The sequence below is a fragment of the Geodermatophilus bullaregiensis genome (genome assembly GCF_016907675.1).
GTDB classification, from domain to species: Bacteria; Actinomycetota; Actinomycetes; order Mycobacteriales; family Geodermatophilaceae; genus Geodermatophilus; species Geodermatophilus bullaregiensis.
The window spans coordinates 1,027,860-1,044,545 of sequence record NZ_JAFBCJ010000001.1; the positions used below are offsets into that span (position 1 = coordinate 1,027,860).

The window sequence follows — 16,686 nt, forward strand, 5'->3', positions numbered from 1 at the left end:
CGTCAGGCGGGCGGCGCGACCTCCGCCAGCGGCAGCCGCACGACGAACCGGGTGTCGCCGGGGACGGAGCGGACCTCGAGCACCCCGCCGTGCCGGCCGGTGACGATGCGCCAGGCCACGTCGAGCCCGAGCCCGGTGCCCTGACCCACCGCCTTGGTGGTGAAGAACGGCTCGAACACCCGCCGGCGCACCTCCTCGGGGATGCCCGGGCCGGTATCGGCCACCTCCACGACGGCGGAGTCGCCGGCCACCGCGGTGCGCAGGGTGAGCGTGCCGGAGCCGTCCATGGCGTCGAGGGCGTTGTCGATCAGGTTGGTCCACACCTGGTTGAGCTCCGCGGCGTACGCCGGCACCGGCGGCAGGCTCCGGTCGTACTCCTTCACCACCCGGATCCCGGGGCCGGTCTTGGCGCTGAGCATGACCAGCGTGGCGTCCAGACCCGCGTGCAGGTCGGTCGGCTGGTGCGGGGTGCGGTCCAGCTGCGAGTACTGCTTGGCCGCACCGACCAGGTGCGAGATCCGGGCGGTGCTCTCGACGATCTCGCCGAGCAGCAGCTCGGTCTCCACCGTGTAGGCCAGCCAGCGCAGCGCCGGCTCCAGGAAGTCCTCCCCGACGGCGTCGGCGACCTGCTGCAGGCACTCGACGTCCAGCCCGGCCGGGACGAACACCGCCGCGAGCTCCCACGGCCGGTCGACGTCGTGGTCCTCGAGCCAGTCGCCGAGCTCGTCCTCCCGGTCCGACCGCTCCAGCGCGCTGAGCTCCCCGGTCGTGCCGATGCGGGCGACGAAGCGCTCCTGCAGGTCGGTCAGCTCGCGCAGCCGCGCGCCGTCGACCCGCCCCTCGGCCAGCAGGGCCAGCTTGTGCCGCATCCCGGCCACCCGCTCGCGCAGCGCCGACGTCGCCCGGGAGGCCGCGGCGGCGGGGTTGTTCAGCTCGTGGGTCAGCCCGGCGGTCAGCTTCCCCAGGGCCAGCAGCCGCTCCCGCTGACCGACCAGCTCCTGGGAGTTCCGCGCGCCCACGAACAACCCCTGGAGCAGGTGGACCGCCATGGGGTACCAGCGGCGGAAGACGGCGGCGAACTCCCCGGCGGGCAGCGCGAGGAAGGTGCAGTCGGTGACCGCCCGCACCGTGGCCGGGTAGACCTGGTCGATCTGGTCGCCCAGGTAGAACTGGACGGCGCCGCTGTAGACGCCCGGGCTGTCCGTCCGCACGGTCTCGACGTCGTCGCGGCCGACGCGGCGGACCATGCTCAGCGTCCCGGACAGCAGCACGTGGAAGCAGCGGGCCGGCTCCCCCTCGACGGAGACCTCGCTGCCGGCGGGGTGGGCGACCACGTCGCCGGCCGCGGCCACCCAGGCCAGCTGGGCGTCGTCGAGGTCGGCGAAGAGGAACAGCTCGCGCAGCCGGTCCGGGGAGAGCCGGGTGGGCGCGTCCGCGCCGGCCGCGCTCACCGCTCCCCCAGGTACCGGTGCACCAGCGTGACCGCCATCGCGCCCTCACCGACGGCGGAGGCGACCCGCTTCACCGACTGCGCGCGGACGTCGCCGGCCACGAACACCCCGGGGACGCTGGACTCCAGGAGGTAGGGGTCCCGATCCGGCCGCCACCCCGGCGGGCGGGCGCCGTCGACGAGCAGGTCCGGCCCGGTCGGCAGGAAGCCGAGCCCGTCCCGGGCCACGACGCCGTCGAGCCACTCCGTCCGCGGCGCCGCGCCGATGAAGACGAACAGGTGCGACGACGGCACCGTCTCCACCGCGCCGGTGGCGTCGCGCAGGTCGAGCTCCTCCAGGTGGTCGCTCCCCCGCGCGGCCACCACGGTGGTGCCGGTGCGGACGGCGACGTTCGGGATCGCGGCGAGCTGCTGCACGAGGTAGTGCGACATCGACGCCTCCAGGGACGGGCCGCGCACCACCAGGGTGACCGACCGGGCGTGCCGGGCGAAGAACACCGCCGACTGCCCCGCGGAGTTGGCGCCGCCCACGACGTAGACGTCCTCGCCGGCGCAGGACGCCGCCTCGGTGATCGCCGACCCGTAGTAGACCCCGCGGCCGGTGAACCCGTCGGCGCCCTCGGCCTCCAGCTTCCGGTAGGACACCCCGGTGGCGAGGACGACCGCGTGCGCGGCGATGCAGCCGCCGTCGGCGAAGCGCACCACCCGCGCCGGTCCCTGGGTGTCGAGCGCAGCGACCTTGCGGGCGGTGAGCACCTCGGCGCCGAACTTGGCCGCCTGGCGGCGGGCCCGGTCGGCCAGCTGTCCTCCGGACACCCCGTCGGGGAAGCCCAGGTAGTTCTCGATCCGGCTGCTCTGCCCGGCCTGCCCGCCGGTGGCCTGCCGCTCGACCAGCACGGTGCGCAGCCCCTCCGACGCCCCGTACACCGCCGCGCCCAGCCCGGCCGGGCCACCGCCGACCACGACCAGGTCGTAGAACTCGGCGCTGGGCTCGACGGTGAGCCCGACCGCGGCGGCCAGCTCCGCCTCGGTGGGCGCGACCAGCGGCTGCCCGCCGGGCGGCAGCACGACCGGGACGTCGTCCGGCCCGGCGCCGGCCGCGTCGAGCAGCCGGCGGCCCTCGGGCTCCTCCGCGCTGTACCAGCGGTAGGGGACGGCGTTGCGGGCGAGGAAGTCGCGGACGGCGAACGACGGCGCCGACCAGTGGTGCCCGACGATCCGGACGTCCTGCACGGCGGCCTCGGGGCTGGCCAGCCAGGTCTCCACCATGGCGTCCACGACCGGGTAGAGCTTCTCCTCCGGCGGCTCCCACGGCTTGAGCAGGTAGTGGTCGACGTCGACGAGGTTGATCGCCTGGATCGCCGCGTCGGTGTCCGCGTAGGCGGTGAGCAGCGCCCGGCGGGCCCGCGGGAAGAGGTCCATCGCCTGCTCGAGGAACTCGATGCCGTTCATCTGCGGCATCCGGTAGTCGGCCAGCACCGCCACGACGGCGTCCCCGCGCAGCTTGAGCTCGCGCAGCGCGGCGAGTGCCTCCTCACCGGAGGACGCGCGCACCACGCGGTAGCGCTCCCCGTAGCGCCGGCGCAGGTCGCGGGCCACCGCCCGGGAGACGCCGGGGTCGTCGTCGACGGTCAGCAGCACGGGCCGGGCCCGCCCGCCGGTGCCGGCCGTGCTCGCGGCGGTCGTGCTCACGTGTCCTCCTGGAGCTCTCGGGAGCGTGCCGGCCGGTCGCCGGTCCCCGGCGGCGCCCCGTCCAGGGCGGCCAGCTCGGCGTCGCCGGGGTTGCGCAGCACCCGCTCGGAGCGCCACACCACCACCGGCAGGTCCTCCTCGGCGACGCCCAGCTCGGCCAGGAGGCCGGCGGCGTCGTCCTCGCCGTCGACGTCCACGACGGCGGCGACGAGCCCGCGGTCGAGGGCGAAGCGGCGCAGCCGGTCGGTGTCCGGTGAGCTCGCCCGGCCGACCACCCGCAGGTCCGCGGCCATCTCCAGCAGCATCGAGCGGCGGGCGAGGAACGCGCGCAGGACGACGTCGGCGAGGTCCCGGTCGGCGGCGAAGGCCGCCTTCACCCGCCCGCGCGGGACGGTGAGCACCTCGGCCGGCCGCAGGACGACGGCGGTCAGGAGCACCGGGCGGTCGCTCCACAGGTCGAGCTCCCCGAGGAAGCGGCGCTCCCCGTGCACGGAGACCACCCGCTGCCCGGCGCGGCCGAGGGCCTCGACCACGGCCACCGCGCCCGACAGCACGACCGGGAGGTCGTAGCCCGCATCACCCTCGCCGAACAGCGTCTCGCCGGGCTGCCGCCGGCTGCGCGACCCGTACCCGTCGAGCAGGCTCACCTGCGCCTCGGTCAGGCGCGGGAAGGCGCCGAGCCGGTCGGGGGTCTCCGGCAGGTCCGGCGGCAGGGGCTCCGGAACGGCTCCCGCGTCGGCTCCAGGGGCCGTGCCGTCGACGTCGCGGCGGGGGCCGAGCGCCGGGAGCACCCGCGGGTCGACCGGACGGTGCGCCGGTGCCGCGATCGCACCGGGACCACCGTCGCCCGCGAGCAGCGCGGCGGCGAGGGTGTCGGCGTCGTAGGGGCCGCGGTGCCGGCGGCCGCCGACGAAGAACGTCGGGGTGCCCGTGACGCCGCTGGCCTCGGCCGACTCGACGTCCTCCTCCACGCGCCGCGCGAAGCGGCTCGCCCCCAGGTCGCGGGCGAAGCGCGGCACGTCGAGGCCGACGGCGGCGGCGTGCTCCAGCAGCGCGACCGGGGTCAGCTCGTCCTGGTGGGCGAACAGCCGGTCGTGCATCTCCCAGAAGCGGCCCTGCGCCGCGGCCGCCTCCGCCGCCTCGGCGGCCAGCCGGGCGTGCGGGTGCACGTCGACCAAGGGGACGTGCCGGAAGACGTAGCGCAGCCGGGTGCCGAACCGCTCGCGCAGCTCGTCGACCACGCCGGTCGCCCGGCCGCAGAACGGGCACTCGAAGTCGCCGTACTCGACCAGGGTGAGCGGCGCGTCGGCCCGTCCGCGGACGTGGTCGCGGGCCGGGTCGACCGGCGGGTCCAGCCACACCGGCCCGCCGCCGGAGTCCGGCGGACGGCGCCGGTCGGCCAGCCGGAACAGGCTCCAGCCCAGCAGCCCGGCCAGCAGCGACGCGACGAGGACGCCGACCCGCGCCTGGTCCGCCGCCACCGGGTCCCCGTCGAGGGCGAGGTCGACGATGAACAGCGAGATGGTGAAGCCGATGCCCGACAGCGCGGCACCGCCGGCCAGCTGCGCGCCGGTCAGCCCCGGCGCGAGGGAGCCCAGGCGCAACCGCACCGCCAGCACCGTGCCCAGCAGGATGCCGGCCACCTTGCCGAGGACCAGGCCCGCGATGACGCCGAGGGTCACCGGGGAGGTCGCCGCGGCCCGCAGCGTCTCGGCGGTGAGCGCGACGCCGGCGTTGGCCAGGGCGAACACCGGGACGATGACGAACGACGTCCACGGCTGCCACAGCTGCTGCAGGCGCTCGCTGGCCGACACCGACCGGTCGATCGACAGCCGGGCGGCGCGGGCGAACTCCGGGTTGGGTGACTGCTGGTAGGACCGGGCGCGGCGGGCGGCGTCGGCGACCTCCTCCCGCCGGGCCGGGTAGGCCGGGGTGACCAGGGCGATGACCACGCCGGCGAGGGTCGGGTGGACGCCGGAGAGGTAGGTGGCGACCCACACGCCGGTGCCGAGCACCAGGTAGGCGGGGCCGCGCCACACGTCGAGCCGGCGCAGCCCGACCATCAGCGCCAGCCCCAGGACGGCCAGGCCGAGCGGGACCAGCCGCAGGTCGTCGGTGTAGAAGACGGCGATCACCCCGAGCGCCCCGACGTCGTCGGCGATGGCCAGGGTGAGCAGGAAGAGCCGCAGCTGCACCGGGCACGCGGGGCCGACGAGCGCGAGGATCCCGAGGAGGAACGCGGTGTCGGTGGAGATGACCACGCCCCAGGCCCCGACGGCGTCGCTGCCCAGGTTGAACCCGACGTAGACCAGGGCGGGCACCACCAGACCGGTCAGGGCGGCCAGCGCGGGGACCGCGGCGCGGTGCCGGTCGGTGAGCTCGCCCATGACCAGCTCGCGCTTGATCTCCAGGCCGACGACGAAGAAGAAGAACGCCATCAGCCCGTCGTTGACCCAGTGCTGCAGGTCCAGCGACAGCTCCGCGCCGCCCACCCGCACGGCGAGCTCGGTGTGCCAGAAGGCCGCGTAGCTGTCGCCGAGCGGGGAGTTCGCCCAGACCAGCGCGACGACCGTGGCCAGCAGCAGCAGGCCCGCGCTCCCCGCCTCGGTGCGCAGCCGGCGGCGCAGCGGCGCGACGCGGGCGAGCAGGCTGCCGCCGCCCGCGGTCGACCGCCCGAGGACGTCCGGCGCGCCGCCCGCGGTCACCGGGTCCGCCCGACGGGGTCCCCGGTGTCGCCGGCGGGCAGGCGCGGGTGCAGCGGCGGGCCGCTGACCCCGCAGTGCAGGCACTGCTCGACGTCCAGCCGCGCCGCCCCCGGCGGGTGCCCGGCACCCTCCCCGCCGAGCGGGCGCCGCACGGAGACGGCGGCGACCAGCGCGCCGGCCACCAGCAGCCCGGTGCAGATGAACAGGGCCGTGCGGAAGCCGTCGCCGAACGCCCCGGGGTCGGTGTAGTCGTCGCCGCCGATCCCGGCCGCGACCGGGATCACGGCCACGGCGAGCAGCCCGGCCGCGCGGGCGACGGCGTTGTTCACCCCCGAGGCCACCCCGGCGAACCGGTCGTCGGCCGAGTCGAGCACGGTCGCGGTGAGCGGGGCGACCAGCAGGGTCAGCCCCGCGCCGAACACGACGGCGCCGGGCAGGACGTCGAACGCGTAGGACGCCTCCGGCCCGATCCGCAGCATGAGCAGCAGGCCGGCCGCGGCCAGCAGCGGACCGCCGGTGAGCGGCGGGCGCGGGCCGATCCGCTGGGCGAGGGCCGCGGCGCGGGCGGAGAACAGCAGCATGAGCACGGTGACCGGCAGCAGGGCGGTCCCGGCGGCCAGCGGCGAGTAGCCCGAGACCACCTGCAGCTGCAGGGACAGCAGCACGAACAGCACGCCGAGGGCCGCGTACACCAGGAACGTCACCACGTTGGTGGCGGTGAACTGCGCGCTGCGGAACAGCGCCGGCGGCACGAGCGGGTGCGGGGAGCGGCGCTGCACGGACACGAGGGCTCCCAGCGCGACCAGGCCGGCGGCCACCCAGAGCGCGGTCTGCGTGCCGCGGCCGGGCCCGCCCGCCGCCGTCAGCCCGTAGGTCAGGCACCCCAGGCCCAGGACGACCAGCGCCGTCCCCGTCCAGTCCAGGCCCGGCGCGGCTGCCGGGTCGCGCGTCTCGGGCACGTGCCGGACCGCCACGGCCACGATGACGGCGGCCAGCGGCAGGTTCACGAGGAACACCACCCGCCAGCTCCACTCGACCAGCCACCCGCCGACGAAGGGGCCGATCGCACCGGCCACCCCGCCCAGGCCCGACCAGGCACCCACCGCCGCGGCGCGGTCGGCGCCGGAGAAGGACGCCGAGATGATCGCCAGGCTCCCCGGGGTCAGCAGCGCTCCCCCGACCCCCTGCAGCGCCCGGGCGGCGACGAGCGTGCCGGTGTCGGGCGCGAGCCCGCAGAGCAGGGACGCGAGGGCGAACCAGACCACCCCGACGAGGAAGACGCGCCGGCGGCCCAGCCGGTCGCTCAGCGAGCCGCCGAGCAGGATCAGCGAGGCCAGGCTGAGCGTGTAGGCGTTGACGGTCCACTGCAGCCCGCTGAACCCGGCACCGAGGTCGGCGCCGATCCGCTCCAGGGCGACGGTGACGACCGTGGCGTCCAGCATCGCCAGGCTCGAGCCCAGCACGGTGGCGAGCAGCACCCAGCGCCCCCGCGGCGTCCCCATCCGCAGCGCACCGGCCGGATCCGGCTCGCCGCCTCCCCCGGCCCCCCGGGGCCGCCGCGACTCAGCCGCCATCGTCCGCGAGTCCGACGGCGTCCCGGGCACGCGGCCGCGCGTGCCCGGTGCCCTCCACGAGCTGCACGGGAAGACCTCCTGCAGGTGTTCCGGAGTCCCGTCCGCCGTCCCCGTCCGGCCCGGTCGCGCTCTCTGGACCAGCAGCCTGGTCCTCGCGGGCCCGGCTGTCCAATGTCCGCGGCGGTGCGGGGGCGGCACGGGGTCGGCCGCCGGCTCCCCGCTGCGCGGTTGTCGGATCCGGTGGCACCCCGCACGCTCGCGGGGTGAGGCGCCCCTCCCCCACCGCGCTGGCCACCTCGGCCGCGGTCACGGCCACCGCGCTCGTGGGCACGGCCGGCACCGACGTCACCTCGCGCTGGTACCGGGGACTGGAGAAGCCACCGTGGCAGCCGCCCGGACCGGTGTTCGGGATCGCGTGGTCGGGGCTGTACGTGCTGCTGGCGACGGCGGGCGCCCGGGCGCTGGCCGCCGCCGGCCCGCGCGAGCGGCGGTCCCACGGCCGCGCCTACGCCGCCAACCTCGTGCTGAACGCCGGCTGGACCCGGGCGTTCTTCCGGCTGCGGCGGCCACCGATCGCCGCAGCCGAGGCCGTCGTGCTCGCGGCGTCCACCGCCGACCTCGCCCGGCGCAGCGCGCGGCTCGACCCCACCGCCGGCCGGCTGCTGCTCCCCTACGCCGCCTGGACCGCCTTCGCCGCCGCGCTCAGCGCGGAGATCGCCCGGCGCAACCGCGGCTGACCTGCGCACCGCGGACGGCCGTGGTCGGATCGGTGCCGTGCAGTGGGTCGAGTGGGCACGCAACACCCCCGGCGTCTCGACGGCGTACTGGGCGGCCTACCGGCTCCCGTTCCGGCTCCGGTACCTGCGGCGCCGGCTCGCCGACGGCGGCCGGGCGCCCGCCGTCGCCTTCGCGCCCGAGCGGCCGCACCCGCTCAGCGTCGCCGCCAAGGTCTGCTCGCTCGCCGGGGCCCGGGTGGTCGGCCCGGACCAGCCGCACGACCTCGCCGTCCACTTCTCCCTGGCCACGCACCGTCCCCTGCCGGCCGAGCTGGCCGCGGACCCCGGCCGGGTCCTCAACGCCGGCTGCACCGACATCTCCAAGACGGCGGTGGAGGCCGCGCACCGGGAGGCCTTCGGCTACGGCCTGGCGGTGGACCCGACAGCGTCGGCCGGCGTCTGCGTCGAGAAGTCCGACGCCAACGCCGAGCACGACGGGCGGGAGCTGCGGACGCCGGTGCCGCCCGACCGGGTGCGGCCCGGTCGCGTCTACCAACGGGTGGTCGACAACGTCACCGCCGACGGCACCGAGGTCGAGGACCTCCGCGTGGTCGTCGTGGGGACGCGGGTCCCGCTCGTGTACCGCAAGCACCGGCCGGTGTCCGACCGGTTCAGCAACGACAACAGCCGCGCGGAGGTGGTGCCCGCCGGCTCGGTGCTCAGCGACGACGAGACCGCACGGCTGCTGCACCTGTGCCGGCTGCTCGGCGCCGACACCGCCGAGCTCGACGTGCTGCGCGACCGGGGCGACGGCCGCGCCTACGTCGTCGACCTCAACCCGACGCCCAACGGCCCGCCCAACCACCTCCCCCCGGCCGACGCCCGGCGCGCGCTCGACGTGGTGACCCGCGCCTTCACCGAGGAGTTCCTGGCGCCCGCGCACTCCTTCGGCTGACCGTGGCCGTCCCCCCTGGCCTGCACCCGGCGGACAGGCGACGATGGGCCGGTCGTCGTCCGAGAGCTCAGGGGGAAGAGCGCGTGGGCAGGACTGCCGGCCGCGGACGCTCCGCGCGCCTCATCCCGGTGCTGGGCGCGAGCGCGTGCGCCCTGGGCGTGACGGCGGCACTCGCCGCGACGTCGGTCCCGCCCACCGCCCGCGCCGACGGGGCGGCCACGTCCCCCGCCGCCAGCACGACGTCGACGGCCGAGGTCGTCGAGGCGCCGACGCCGGCCGGCCCGCTGGAGGTCCCGAGCATCGGCGTGCTCGCACCCGGCTTCGACGGGGGTTGGGCGCCCGCCCCGCCACCTCCGCCATCCTCGCCCCGCCCGTCGCCCCGCCCGCCGACCGCCGCCGAGCCCACCGCGGCGCCGCTCCCGGCACCGGAGGCACCCGAGACGCCGGCGTCGCCGGCGCCCACCGCCGACGCGCCTCCGGTGGAGACGCCGCCCGTCGAGACGGTGCCGGCGGAGCCGCCGCCGGCCGAGCCCTCTCCCGCGGAGCCCGCGCCCACCGAGCCCGCGCCCACCGAGCCCGCGCCTGCCGCGCCCTCTCCCACCGAGCCGGCTCCGACCGAGCCCGCCCCGACCGAGCCCGCCCCGACCGAGCCCGCCCCCGTCGAGCCCGCCCCCGTCGAGCCGTCGACGGTGGAGCCGTCCCCGGCCGAGCCGGCGCTCGACGCACCGCCGGAGGAGGCGCCGGTGGTCGAGGTGCCGCCGGTCCCGGAGCCGGCGCCGCCCTCGACCGAGCCTGCCCCCGCAGAGCCGACCCCCGCAAAGCCGACCCCCGCCGAGCCCACCCCCGCCGAGCCCACCCCCGCCGAGCCCACCCCCGCCGAGCCCACCCCCGCGGAGCCCACCCCCGCGGAGGCGACGCCGGAGCCCACACCGGAGCCGTCCCCCGAGCCCACGCCGGAGCCCACTGCGGCACCCACCGCCGAGACGGCACCCGTCGAGACGATGACGCCGGCCGAGACGACGCCCGCCGAGCCGACGTGCCCGCCGGTGCCGGCTCCCGACCCCGCCGCCACGCCTGCCGACGCTGCCGTCCCGCCGGCTGAGCCCGCCGCGCCGCCGGCCGACCCCGCCGTGCCGGCGGAGGCTCCCGCGACGGAGGCCGCGGTGGTCACCGCGGACACGCCCGACCCCTGCGCGCCCGCGGCGCCTGCACCCCCGCCGGAGCCGGCACCGCCGGCGGAGCCCGTTCCCGCCCCGTGACGACGGAGGCCCTCCACCCGTCAGGGGTGGAGGGCCTCGCGGGGGTGCCTGATGTCAGCGCTCGGCGGCCTTGGCGAAGGAGCTCACGCACTCACCCTGGTTGCGGAACACGGGCTTCGTGCTGGTTGCCCAGCCACCGTTCTTGCACTGCTGCTTGTTCGCGAGCTCGACGTGCCGGGCGAACCTGTGGGTCGTGCCGGCGAAGTCGATCGACTGGATGACCCCGTCGCCCTCGACGCCGGAGCCGAGCGAGAAGCCGAAGGCCTGTACCTCGGCATCCGGGAAGGCACCCCGCCACTCGTCGAGCGTGCCGTGGTCGGTGCTGCCCGAGCCGCCGGTGTGTGACGGAGCACCGTCCTTGACGAACTGAGCAGCCGCGTCGTTCAGCCACCAGTCGCCGTCGTAGACCTCCTCACCGACGAGGATCCCGTCAGCAGTGCCGTCGGCGTCGAAGTCGACGACGAGCTGGAAGCCCGGCACGCCGCCACCTGTGGTGTTCGTGAACTGGAGCGACGGCTCACCCACCTCGGCCAGCGGGGTGTCCGTGGCCACGTACTCGGCGACCTTGTCGGTGCGCGTCGCACCCTGGGTCCAGATGCGCAGGCCGGTCCCCTGCAGCTCGTAGTCCCCGGTGTCCCGGGTGTCACCGAGGGCGGGCACGAAGTCGTCCGGCACGTGATGACGCCGGTGTCGGCGGCCTGGGCGGTCGAGCCGGAGAACAGGACGGTCAGGCCGGCGGCGAGGGCCCCGGCGAGGGCGGTGCAGCGGCGCACGCGTCGTCTCCTCTGAGCAGGCGCCGGTCGCGGGTGTCCGGCGCGGAGTCCGGACGCTAGGCGGGCACGAGTGCAGGACCGGGGAGGTCGGGACCGGGTCCGGCGCACCCGTCCCAGTGCCCACGCCTGCCCCCTGCGTGCGGCCGCCGGGCGGGGATCGCCGCCCTCGCCCACCATGGGGCGTGCCCATCGACGTCACGCAGACCTACGCCGCCGACCCCGACCGCGTGCTCGCGGTCCTCACCGACGAGGCGTTCCTCCGTGAGTGGGCGCGGGCCCTGGAGGCGCGCGTCGAGGAGGTCTCCAGCCACCGGGACGGCGCGGGCACGACGACGACGGTGCGGCTGGACGCCCCCACCACGGGGATCCCGCCGGTCTTCGCCCGCTTCGTCGGCCGCACGGTGCCGGTGCTCGACGTCCGCACCTGGACCCCCGACGGCGACGGCGGCCACCGCGGCACCCTCGACGTCCGCTCGGAGATCATGGGCCGCACGGCGCTGGTCACCGGCGAGCGGCGGCTGCTCGCGGCCGGCGGCGGCACCCGCGCCACGGTCACCGGCGACGTCCGCGTCGACGCGCCGCTCGTCGGCCGGCAGGCCGAGGCCGCCGTGCGGGAGCTGGTCACCCAGGTGGTGCTGCGCCACGAGCACGAGGTGCTGCTGCGCCACCTGGGCGAGAGCGGCTGACCCAGGGGGCGATCGAGCCCCGGCGGGCGACGTCGGAGGGACCGCGGTGCCGAGGCACGACCGGACGTCAGGCCCGGCCCGCGCCTCCGGCCAGTCCGGCCAGCGCCCTGACCAGCACGTCCCGGGTGTCGGCCGGGTCGACGACGTCGTCGACCTCGAAGGCCGAGGCCACGTTGAGCGCCGTGCCCTGCGCGTAGGACTCGGCGACCAGCTCGGCGAAGCGGGCCTGCCGGGCGGCGTCGTCAGGCAGCGCCGCCAGCTCCCGCCGGTGCCCCAGCCGGATCGCCCCCTCCAGGCTCATCGGCCCGAACTCCCCGGTCGGCCAGGCCAGCGTGAGCAGCGGCGCCCGCAGGTCCCCGCCCAGCATCGCCATCGCGCCCAGCCCGTAGGCCTTGCGCAGCACCACGGCCAGCAGCGGCACGTCCAGCTGCGCCCCGGCGACGTAGAGCCCGCCGAAGCGGCGCACGGTGCCGGTGCGCTCGGACTCCGGCCCGACCATGAACCCCGGGGTGTCGACCAGCGACACCACCGGCAGCCCGGCCGACGAGCACAGCCGCAGGAACGCCGCCGCCTTGTCCGCCGACTCCCCGTCGATGGCCCCGCCCAGGTGCCGCGGGTCGTTGGCCACGAACCCCACCGGCCGCCCGTCGAGGCGGGCCAGCGCGGTGACCACACCGCGGCCGAACGACGGGCGCAGCTCCAGCACGCTGCCGCCGTCGGCCAGGGTGGTGACCACCGGCCGCACGTCGTAGCTGCGCACCCGGTTGGCCGGCAGCGCCGTCCGCAGCAGCCGCTGGTCGGCGCCCGCCCCCGGCTGCACCCGGCCGGCCAGCAGGCCGAGCGCCTGCCGGGCCGCGGCGACGGCGGCCGCGTCGTCGGGCACCACCACGTCGACGACGCCGTTGGCGGCCTGCACCGCGGTCGGCCCGACGTCGCCCGGCGCGACCACCCCGAGCCCCCCGGCCTCGATCATCGCCGGGCCGCCCATGCCGATGCTGCTGTCCTCGGTGGCGACGACGACGTCGCAGCAGCCGACCAGTGCGGCGTTGCCGGCGAAGCAGTACCCGGAGACGACGGCCACCGTGGGCACCCGCCCGGCCAGCCGCGCCATCGTGGTGAACGTCGGGACGTCGAGGCGGGAGAAGCCGCCGCCGTCGGTGTCGCCGGGCCGTCCGCCACCGCCCTCGGCGACCAATACGACGGGCAGCCGGCGTTGCGCAGCGACCTCGAGCAGCCGGTCGGTCTTGCGGTGGTTGGTGCGGCCCTGCGTGCCGGCCAGCACCGTGTAGTCGTAGACGAGGACGGCGCAGGCCACGCCGTCGACCTCGCCGACGCCGGTCACCATGCCGTCGGCCGGCGTCCGCTCGACCAGCTCCTCGACCGACCGGCGGGCGCGCTGCGCGGCGATCCCCAGCTGGCCGTACTCGACGAAGGTCCCCTCGTCGACCAGCGCGGCGACCACCTCCCGCGCGGTCATCCGCCCGGCCGCCTGCCGGCGGGCCACGACCTCCGGCCGGGCGTCGTCGAGCGTCGCGGCCCGCCGCGCCCGCAGCTCGGCCAGCTCGGGGCGGACGGCGTCGAGGTCGGCGTCGTCCGGCCCGCCGGCGTCTGCAGCCGCGTCGTCGGACGGGACGACGCCGCCGAGCACGGTCCCGGCGGTCACGACGTCGCCCACGCGCACCGCCGGCCCGGTCAGCACGCCGCCGGCCGGCGCGGCCACGACGTGCTCCATCTTCATCGCCTCGAGCACCACCAGCGTCGCGCCGGCGGCCACGGCGTCCCCCTCGGCGGCGGCGACCTCGACCACCGCACCGGACAGCGGCGCGATCACCGGCAGGACGCCATCGACGGCGGCCGGTGCCTCGGCCGGCCGGTCGGGCACGAACTCGGCCAGGCGGCCGTCGACGAGGTCGGTCGTCGCCCGGCCGGCGGCCATCTCGGGCAGGGCGACCAGCGCGGTGAGCAGGTCGCGGTTGGTGGCGACCCCGGCGACGTCGAGCTCGGCCAGCGCGCGGGCGGCGCCGGCCAGCGCGCGCGGCAGGTCGCGGTCGGCGACGACGACCTTGGCGAGCAGCGAGTCGTAGCGCGGGCTGACCTCGCCCCCGGGCACCGCGGCGGTGTCCACGCGCACGCCGCGGCCGGTCGGCGGCACGAACCGCTCGAGCACCCCGGCCGCCGGCTGCACGGTGCCGTCGGGCAGAAGCGTCTCGGCGTTGACCCGCGCCTGGACGGCGACCCCGCGCGCGGGCGGCGGTGCGGTCAGGCCGAGGCCGGCCAGCGTCGCGCCCTCGGCCAGCCGCAGGCCGACCTCCACCAGGTCGAGGCCGGTGACCTCCTCGGTGACGGTGTGCTCGACCTGCAGCCGCGGGTTGACCTCCAGCAGCACGGCCTCGTCGCCGCGGACGAGGAACTCCACCGTGGCCAGCCCGCGGTACCCGGCCGAGCCGCAGAGGGCGACGGCTGCCCCGGCCAGCCGCGTCCGGACGCCGTCGTCGAGGCCCGGGGCGGGCGCGACCTCGACCAGCTTCTGCCGGCGCCGCTGCAGCGAGCAGTCACGGTCCCCGAGGGCGACGACGTCCGTGCCGTCGCCGGCCACCTGGACCTCGACGTGCCGGGCGCCGGTCAGCAGCCGCTCGACGTAGACCGCTGCGTCGCCGAAGGCCGACCGCGCCTCCGACCGGCACCGCTCCAGCGCCCCGGCCAGCTCCGCGGGGTCGCGCACCGGGCGGACGCCCCGCCCGCCGCCGCCGGCCCGCGCCTTGACCATGACCGCGCCGCCCTCGCCGAGGCCGGCGAGGAACCGGGTGGCCTCCGCGAGGCCGGTGTCCCCCGGGGTGGCCGCGAGCACCGGGATGCCGAGCTCGGCGGCCCGCGCCCGGGTGCGGGTCTTGTCGCCGAACAGCGCGAGGGCGCCGGCGTCCGGGCCGACGAAGGTCACCCCGGCGTCGGCGCACGCGCGGGCGAGCTCCGGGCTCTCGGCGAGGAAGCCCCAGCCGGGGTGCAGACCGTCGGCGCCGGCCCGCACGGCGGCGCCCACCAGCGCGGCCACGTCGAGGTAGGCGGCCGGGCCGGCACCGGGGAGCCGGACCGAGGCGTCGGCCCGGCGCACGTGCAGCGCGCCGGCGTCGTCCTCGGGGGCGACCGCGACGGTGGGCAGGCCCAGGGCGGCGGCGGTCCGCAGCACGCGGACGGCGACGTCGCCGCGGTTGGCGACCAGCAGCCGGGTGAGCGTCATCGGCCGCGCAGTCTAGGTCGGCACCGGGCAGCGGACCGGGCGGATCCGGGGCAGGCTCGCGGTCATGACGACGCCCGACCGCGAGACGCCGGACCCCGCTGCCCCGCAGCCGCGCGACATCGCGCTGGAGATGGAGGACGAGCGCACCGCCGCCGACCTGGAGGCACAGAGCGACCCCGAGGCGCCGACCAACCCGGCGTAGGGCGACTCGGACGGGGGCGTCGGGACGGCCGCGGGCGTACCGTGCGGCCATGTCCGCCGAAACCGGCACCGGGCGGTTGGTCGCCGGGCGCTACGCCGTCACCGGGGTCCTCGGCCGCGGTGGCATGGGCGTCGTCTGGCGGGCGACCGACCAGGTGCTGAACCGCCCGGTCGCGCTCAAGGAGGTCACGTTCCCCGCGCACCTCAGCGACGAGGAACGCGACGCCCTGCGCCGCCGGACGTTCCGCGAGGCCCGGACCGCGGCCCGCCTGGTGCACCCGAACGTCACCACCCTCTACGACGTCGTGGAGGAGGACGGCCGGCCCTGGCTGGTCATGGAGCACGTCGACTCGCGCAGCCTCCAGGAGGTGGTGCAGCGACACGGGCCCCTGCCCTGGACCACGGTCGCCCGCATCGGGCTCGACGTGCTCGCCGCGCTGGAGGCCGCGCACGCGGTGGGCATCGTGCACCGCGACGTGAAGCCGGCCAACGTGCTGGTCGGCCGCGACTGCGCCGCCCACCTCACCGACTTCGGCATCGCGGTCGCCACCGGCGACCCGTCGATCACCACGGCGGGGGCGGTCATCGGCTCGCCGCCGTTCATGTCCCCCGAGCGCGCCCGCGGCGAGGACGCCGGCCCCGCCACCGACCTCTGGTCGCTCGGCGCCACGCTGTACACGGCCGTCGAGGGCCGGCTCGCGTTCCAGCGCGCCGAGCCGATGGCCACCCTGTTCGCCGTCGTCTCCGACGACCCCGCGCCGACCGAGCGCGCCGGGGCGCTGGAGCCGGTGCTGCGCGGGCTGCTCACCAAGGACCCCGCCGCGCGGATGGACGTGCCCGCGGCGCGCCGGGAGCTCCGGCGCGCCCTCTCCGGCAGCGGGCTCGACACCGCGTGGACGCCGCCGGACACCGACGAGTCCGACGACTCCCCCACCGCCGGGGACGGCGCCGCCCTGGGCGGGCGGGTCGAGCGGTTCGACGCCGACGACCTGCGGGCGCTGGCCTCGGTGCTCGGCACGGTGGCCCGGGACGCGCGCGAGCAGGCGCGCTACCTGGCCGACAAGCGCCGGGAACGCAAGGAGCGCAGGGAGCGCCGGCAGGCCGCGTCAGCGGCGCCGTCCCCGCGGACACCGTCCTCACAGGCCCCGTCGCCGCAGGCCCCGTCGCCACAGGCCCCGCCCGTCCAGGCCCCCGTCGAGCAGGCCCCGCCCGGCCGGGCACCGCGCCGGCAGGGTCACCTCGGGCGTGGTCCGCACCGGCAGGCCCCGGCCCCGCCGCCCGTGGCCACGTCGCCGCCCCGGTCCGCGGGCCCGGCGCGGCGCCGGTGGCGGTTCAAGCGCCGCTGGGTCGTCGTCCCGGTGGTGCTGGCCGTGCTCGCCGTGCTGGCCGCCGTCGCCGGCGCGGTCGCGCTGCTGGCCTCGGCGTTCGGCGCGCTCTGAG

12 protein-coding genes are annotated in these 16,686 nt (G+C 77.4%); 5 read left to right on the plus strand and 7 right to left on the minus strand.

What is annotated here, in order from left to right; all coding sequences use genetic code 11:
* Positions 1-2: 2 nt before the first annotated feature.
* From JOD57_RS04750 to JOD57_RS04765, 4 genes are read right to left on the minus strand one after another with little or no spacing between them, the layout of a single operon-like run.
* The gene (locus tag JOD57_RS04750) at positions 3-1,451 is read right to left on the minus strand and encodes an ATP-binding protein (RefSeq protein ID WP_204690839.1); all 1,449 of its coding nucleotides are present in this window, start codon (positions 1,449-1,451) and stop codon (positions 3-5) included.
* The gene (locus JOD57_RS04755; protein ID WP_204690840.1) at positions 1,448-3,142 is read right to left on the minus strand and encodes an NAD(P)/FAD-dependent oxidoreductase; all 1,695 of its coding nucleotides are present in this window, start codon (positions 3,140-3,142) and stop codon (positions 1,448-1,450) included. The genes JOD57_RS04750 and JOD57_RS04755 overlap by 4 nt, the downstream gene beginning before the upstream one ends.
* Complete coding sequence (gene nhaA, locus JOD57_RS04760; protein WP_204690841.1) at positions 3,139-5,847, minus strand: Na+/H+ antiporter NhaA; 2,709 nt, start codon at positions 5,845-5,847, stop codon at positions 3,139-3,141. Before nhaA ends, JOD57_RS04755 begins: the two co-directional genes overlap by 4 nt.
* Positions 5,844-7,349 (minus strand): MFS transporter, encoded by a 1,506-nt coding sequence (locus JOD57_RS04765; RefSeq protein ID WP_239568161.1) that lies wholly within the window; start codon positions 7,347-7,349, stop codon positions 5,844-5,846. Before JOD57_RS04765 ends, nhaA begins: the two co-directional genes overlap by 4 nt.
* Positions 7,350-7,684: 335 nt before the next feature.
* Between JOD57_RS04765 and JOD57_RS04770 the strand changes: the two genes are divergently transcribed.
* Entirely contained in the window at positions 7,685-8,158 is a 474-nt protein-coding gene (locus JOD57_RS04770) for a TspO/MBR family protein (RefSeq protein ID WP_204690843.1), read from the plus strand.
* Between the two features lie 37 nt (positions 8,159-8,195).
* Positions 8,196-9,092 carry an ATP-grasp domain-containing protein gene (locus JOD57_RS04775; RefSeq protein ID WP_204690844.1) on the plus strand — a complete coding sequence of 299 codons (897 nt, stop codon included), beginning with the start codon at positions 8,196-8,198 and terminating at the stop codon, positions 9,090-9,092.
* A gap of 67 nt (positions 9,093-9,159) precedes the next feature.
* Here JOD57_RS04775 and JOD57_RS04780 read toward each other — a convergent pair whose 3' ends face one another.
* Together JOD57_RS04780 and JOD57_RS04785 are read right to left on the minus strand one after the other, a co-directional pair.
* Complete coding sequence (locus JOD57_RS04780; protein WP_204690845.1) at positions 9,160-10,164, minus strand: hypothetical protein; 1,005 nt, start codon at positions 10,162-10,164, stop codon at positions 9,160-9,162.
* A gap of 241 nt (positions 10,165-10,405) precedes the next feature.
* Positions 10,406-11,026, minus strand: a complete 621-nt coding sequence (locus JOD57_RS04785) for a hypothetical protein (protein WP_204690846.1) — start codon at positions 11,024-11,026, stop codon at positions 10,406-10,408.
* A gap of 280 nt (positions 11,027-11,306) precedes the next feature.
* Between JOD57_RS04785 and JOD57_RS04790 the strand changes: the two genes are divergently transcribed.
* Positions 11,307-11,810 (plus strand): DUF2505 domain-containing protein, encoded by a 504-nt coding sequence (locus tag JOD57_RS04790; RefSeq protein ID WP_204690847.1) that lies wholly within the window; start codon positions 11,307-11,309, stop codon positions 11,808-11,810.
* A 67-nt stretch (positions 11,811-11,877) separates the two neighbouring features.
* On the opposite strand, the gene JOD57_RS04795 is transcribed toward JOD57_RS04790, so the two are convergent.
* Positions 11,878-15,045, minus strand: coding sequence for an acetyl-CoA carboxylase family protein (locus JOD57_RS04795; protein ID WP_204690848.1), 3,168 nt, complete (start codon positions 15,043-15,045; stop codon positions 11,878-11,880).
* A 64-nt stretch (positions 15,046-15,109) separates the two neighbouring features.
* Here JOD57_RS04795 and JOD57_RS04800 point away from each other — a divergent pair, with 64 nt between their 5' ends.
* Both JOD57_RS04800 and JOD57_RS04805 read left to right on the plus strand, forming a co-directional pair.
* Positions 15,110-15,247 (plus strand): hypothetical protein, encoded by a 138-nt coding sequence (locus tag JOD57_RS04800; protein WP_204690849.1) that lies wholly within the window; start codon positions 15,110-15,112, stop codon positions 15,245-15,247.
* Positions 15,248-15,296: 49 nt separating this feature from the next.
* Complete coding sequence (locus tag JOD57_RS04805; protein WP_239568163.1) at positions 15,297-16,685, plus strand: serine/threonine-protein kinase; 1,389 nt, start codon at positions 15,297-15,299, stop codon at positions 16,683-16,685.
* The last annotated feature ends 1 nt before the right edge of the window (position 16,686 follow it).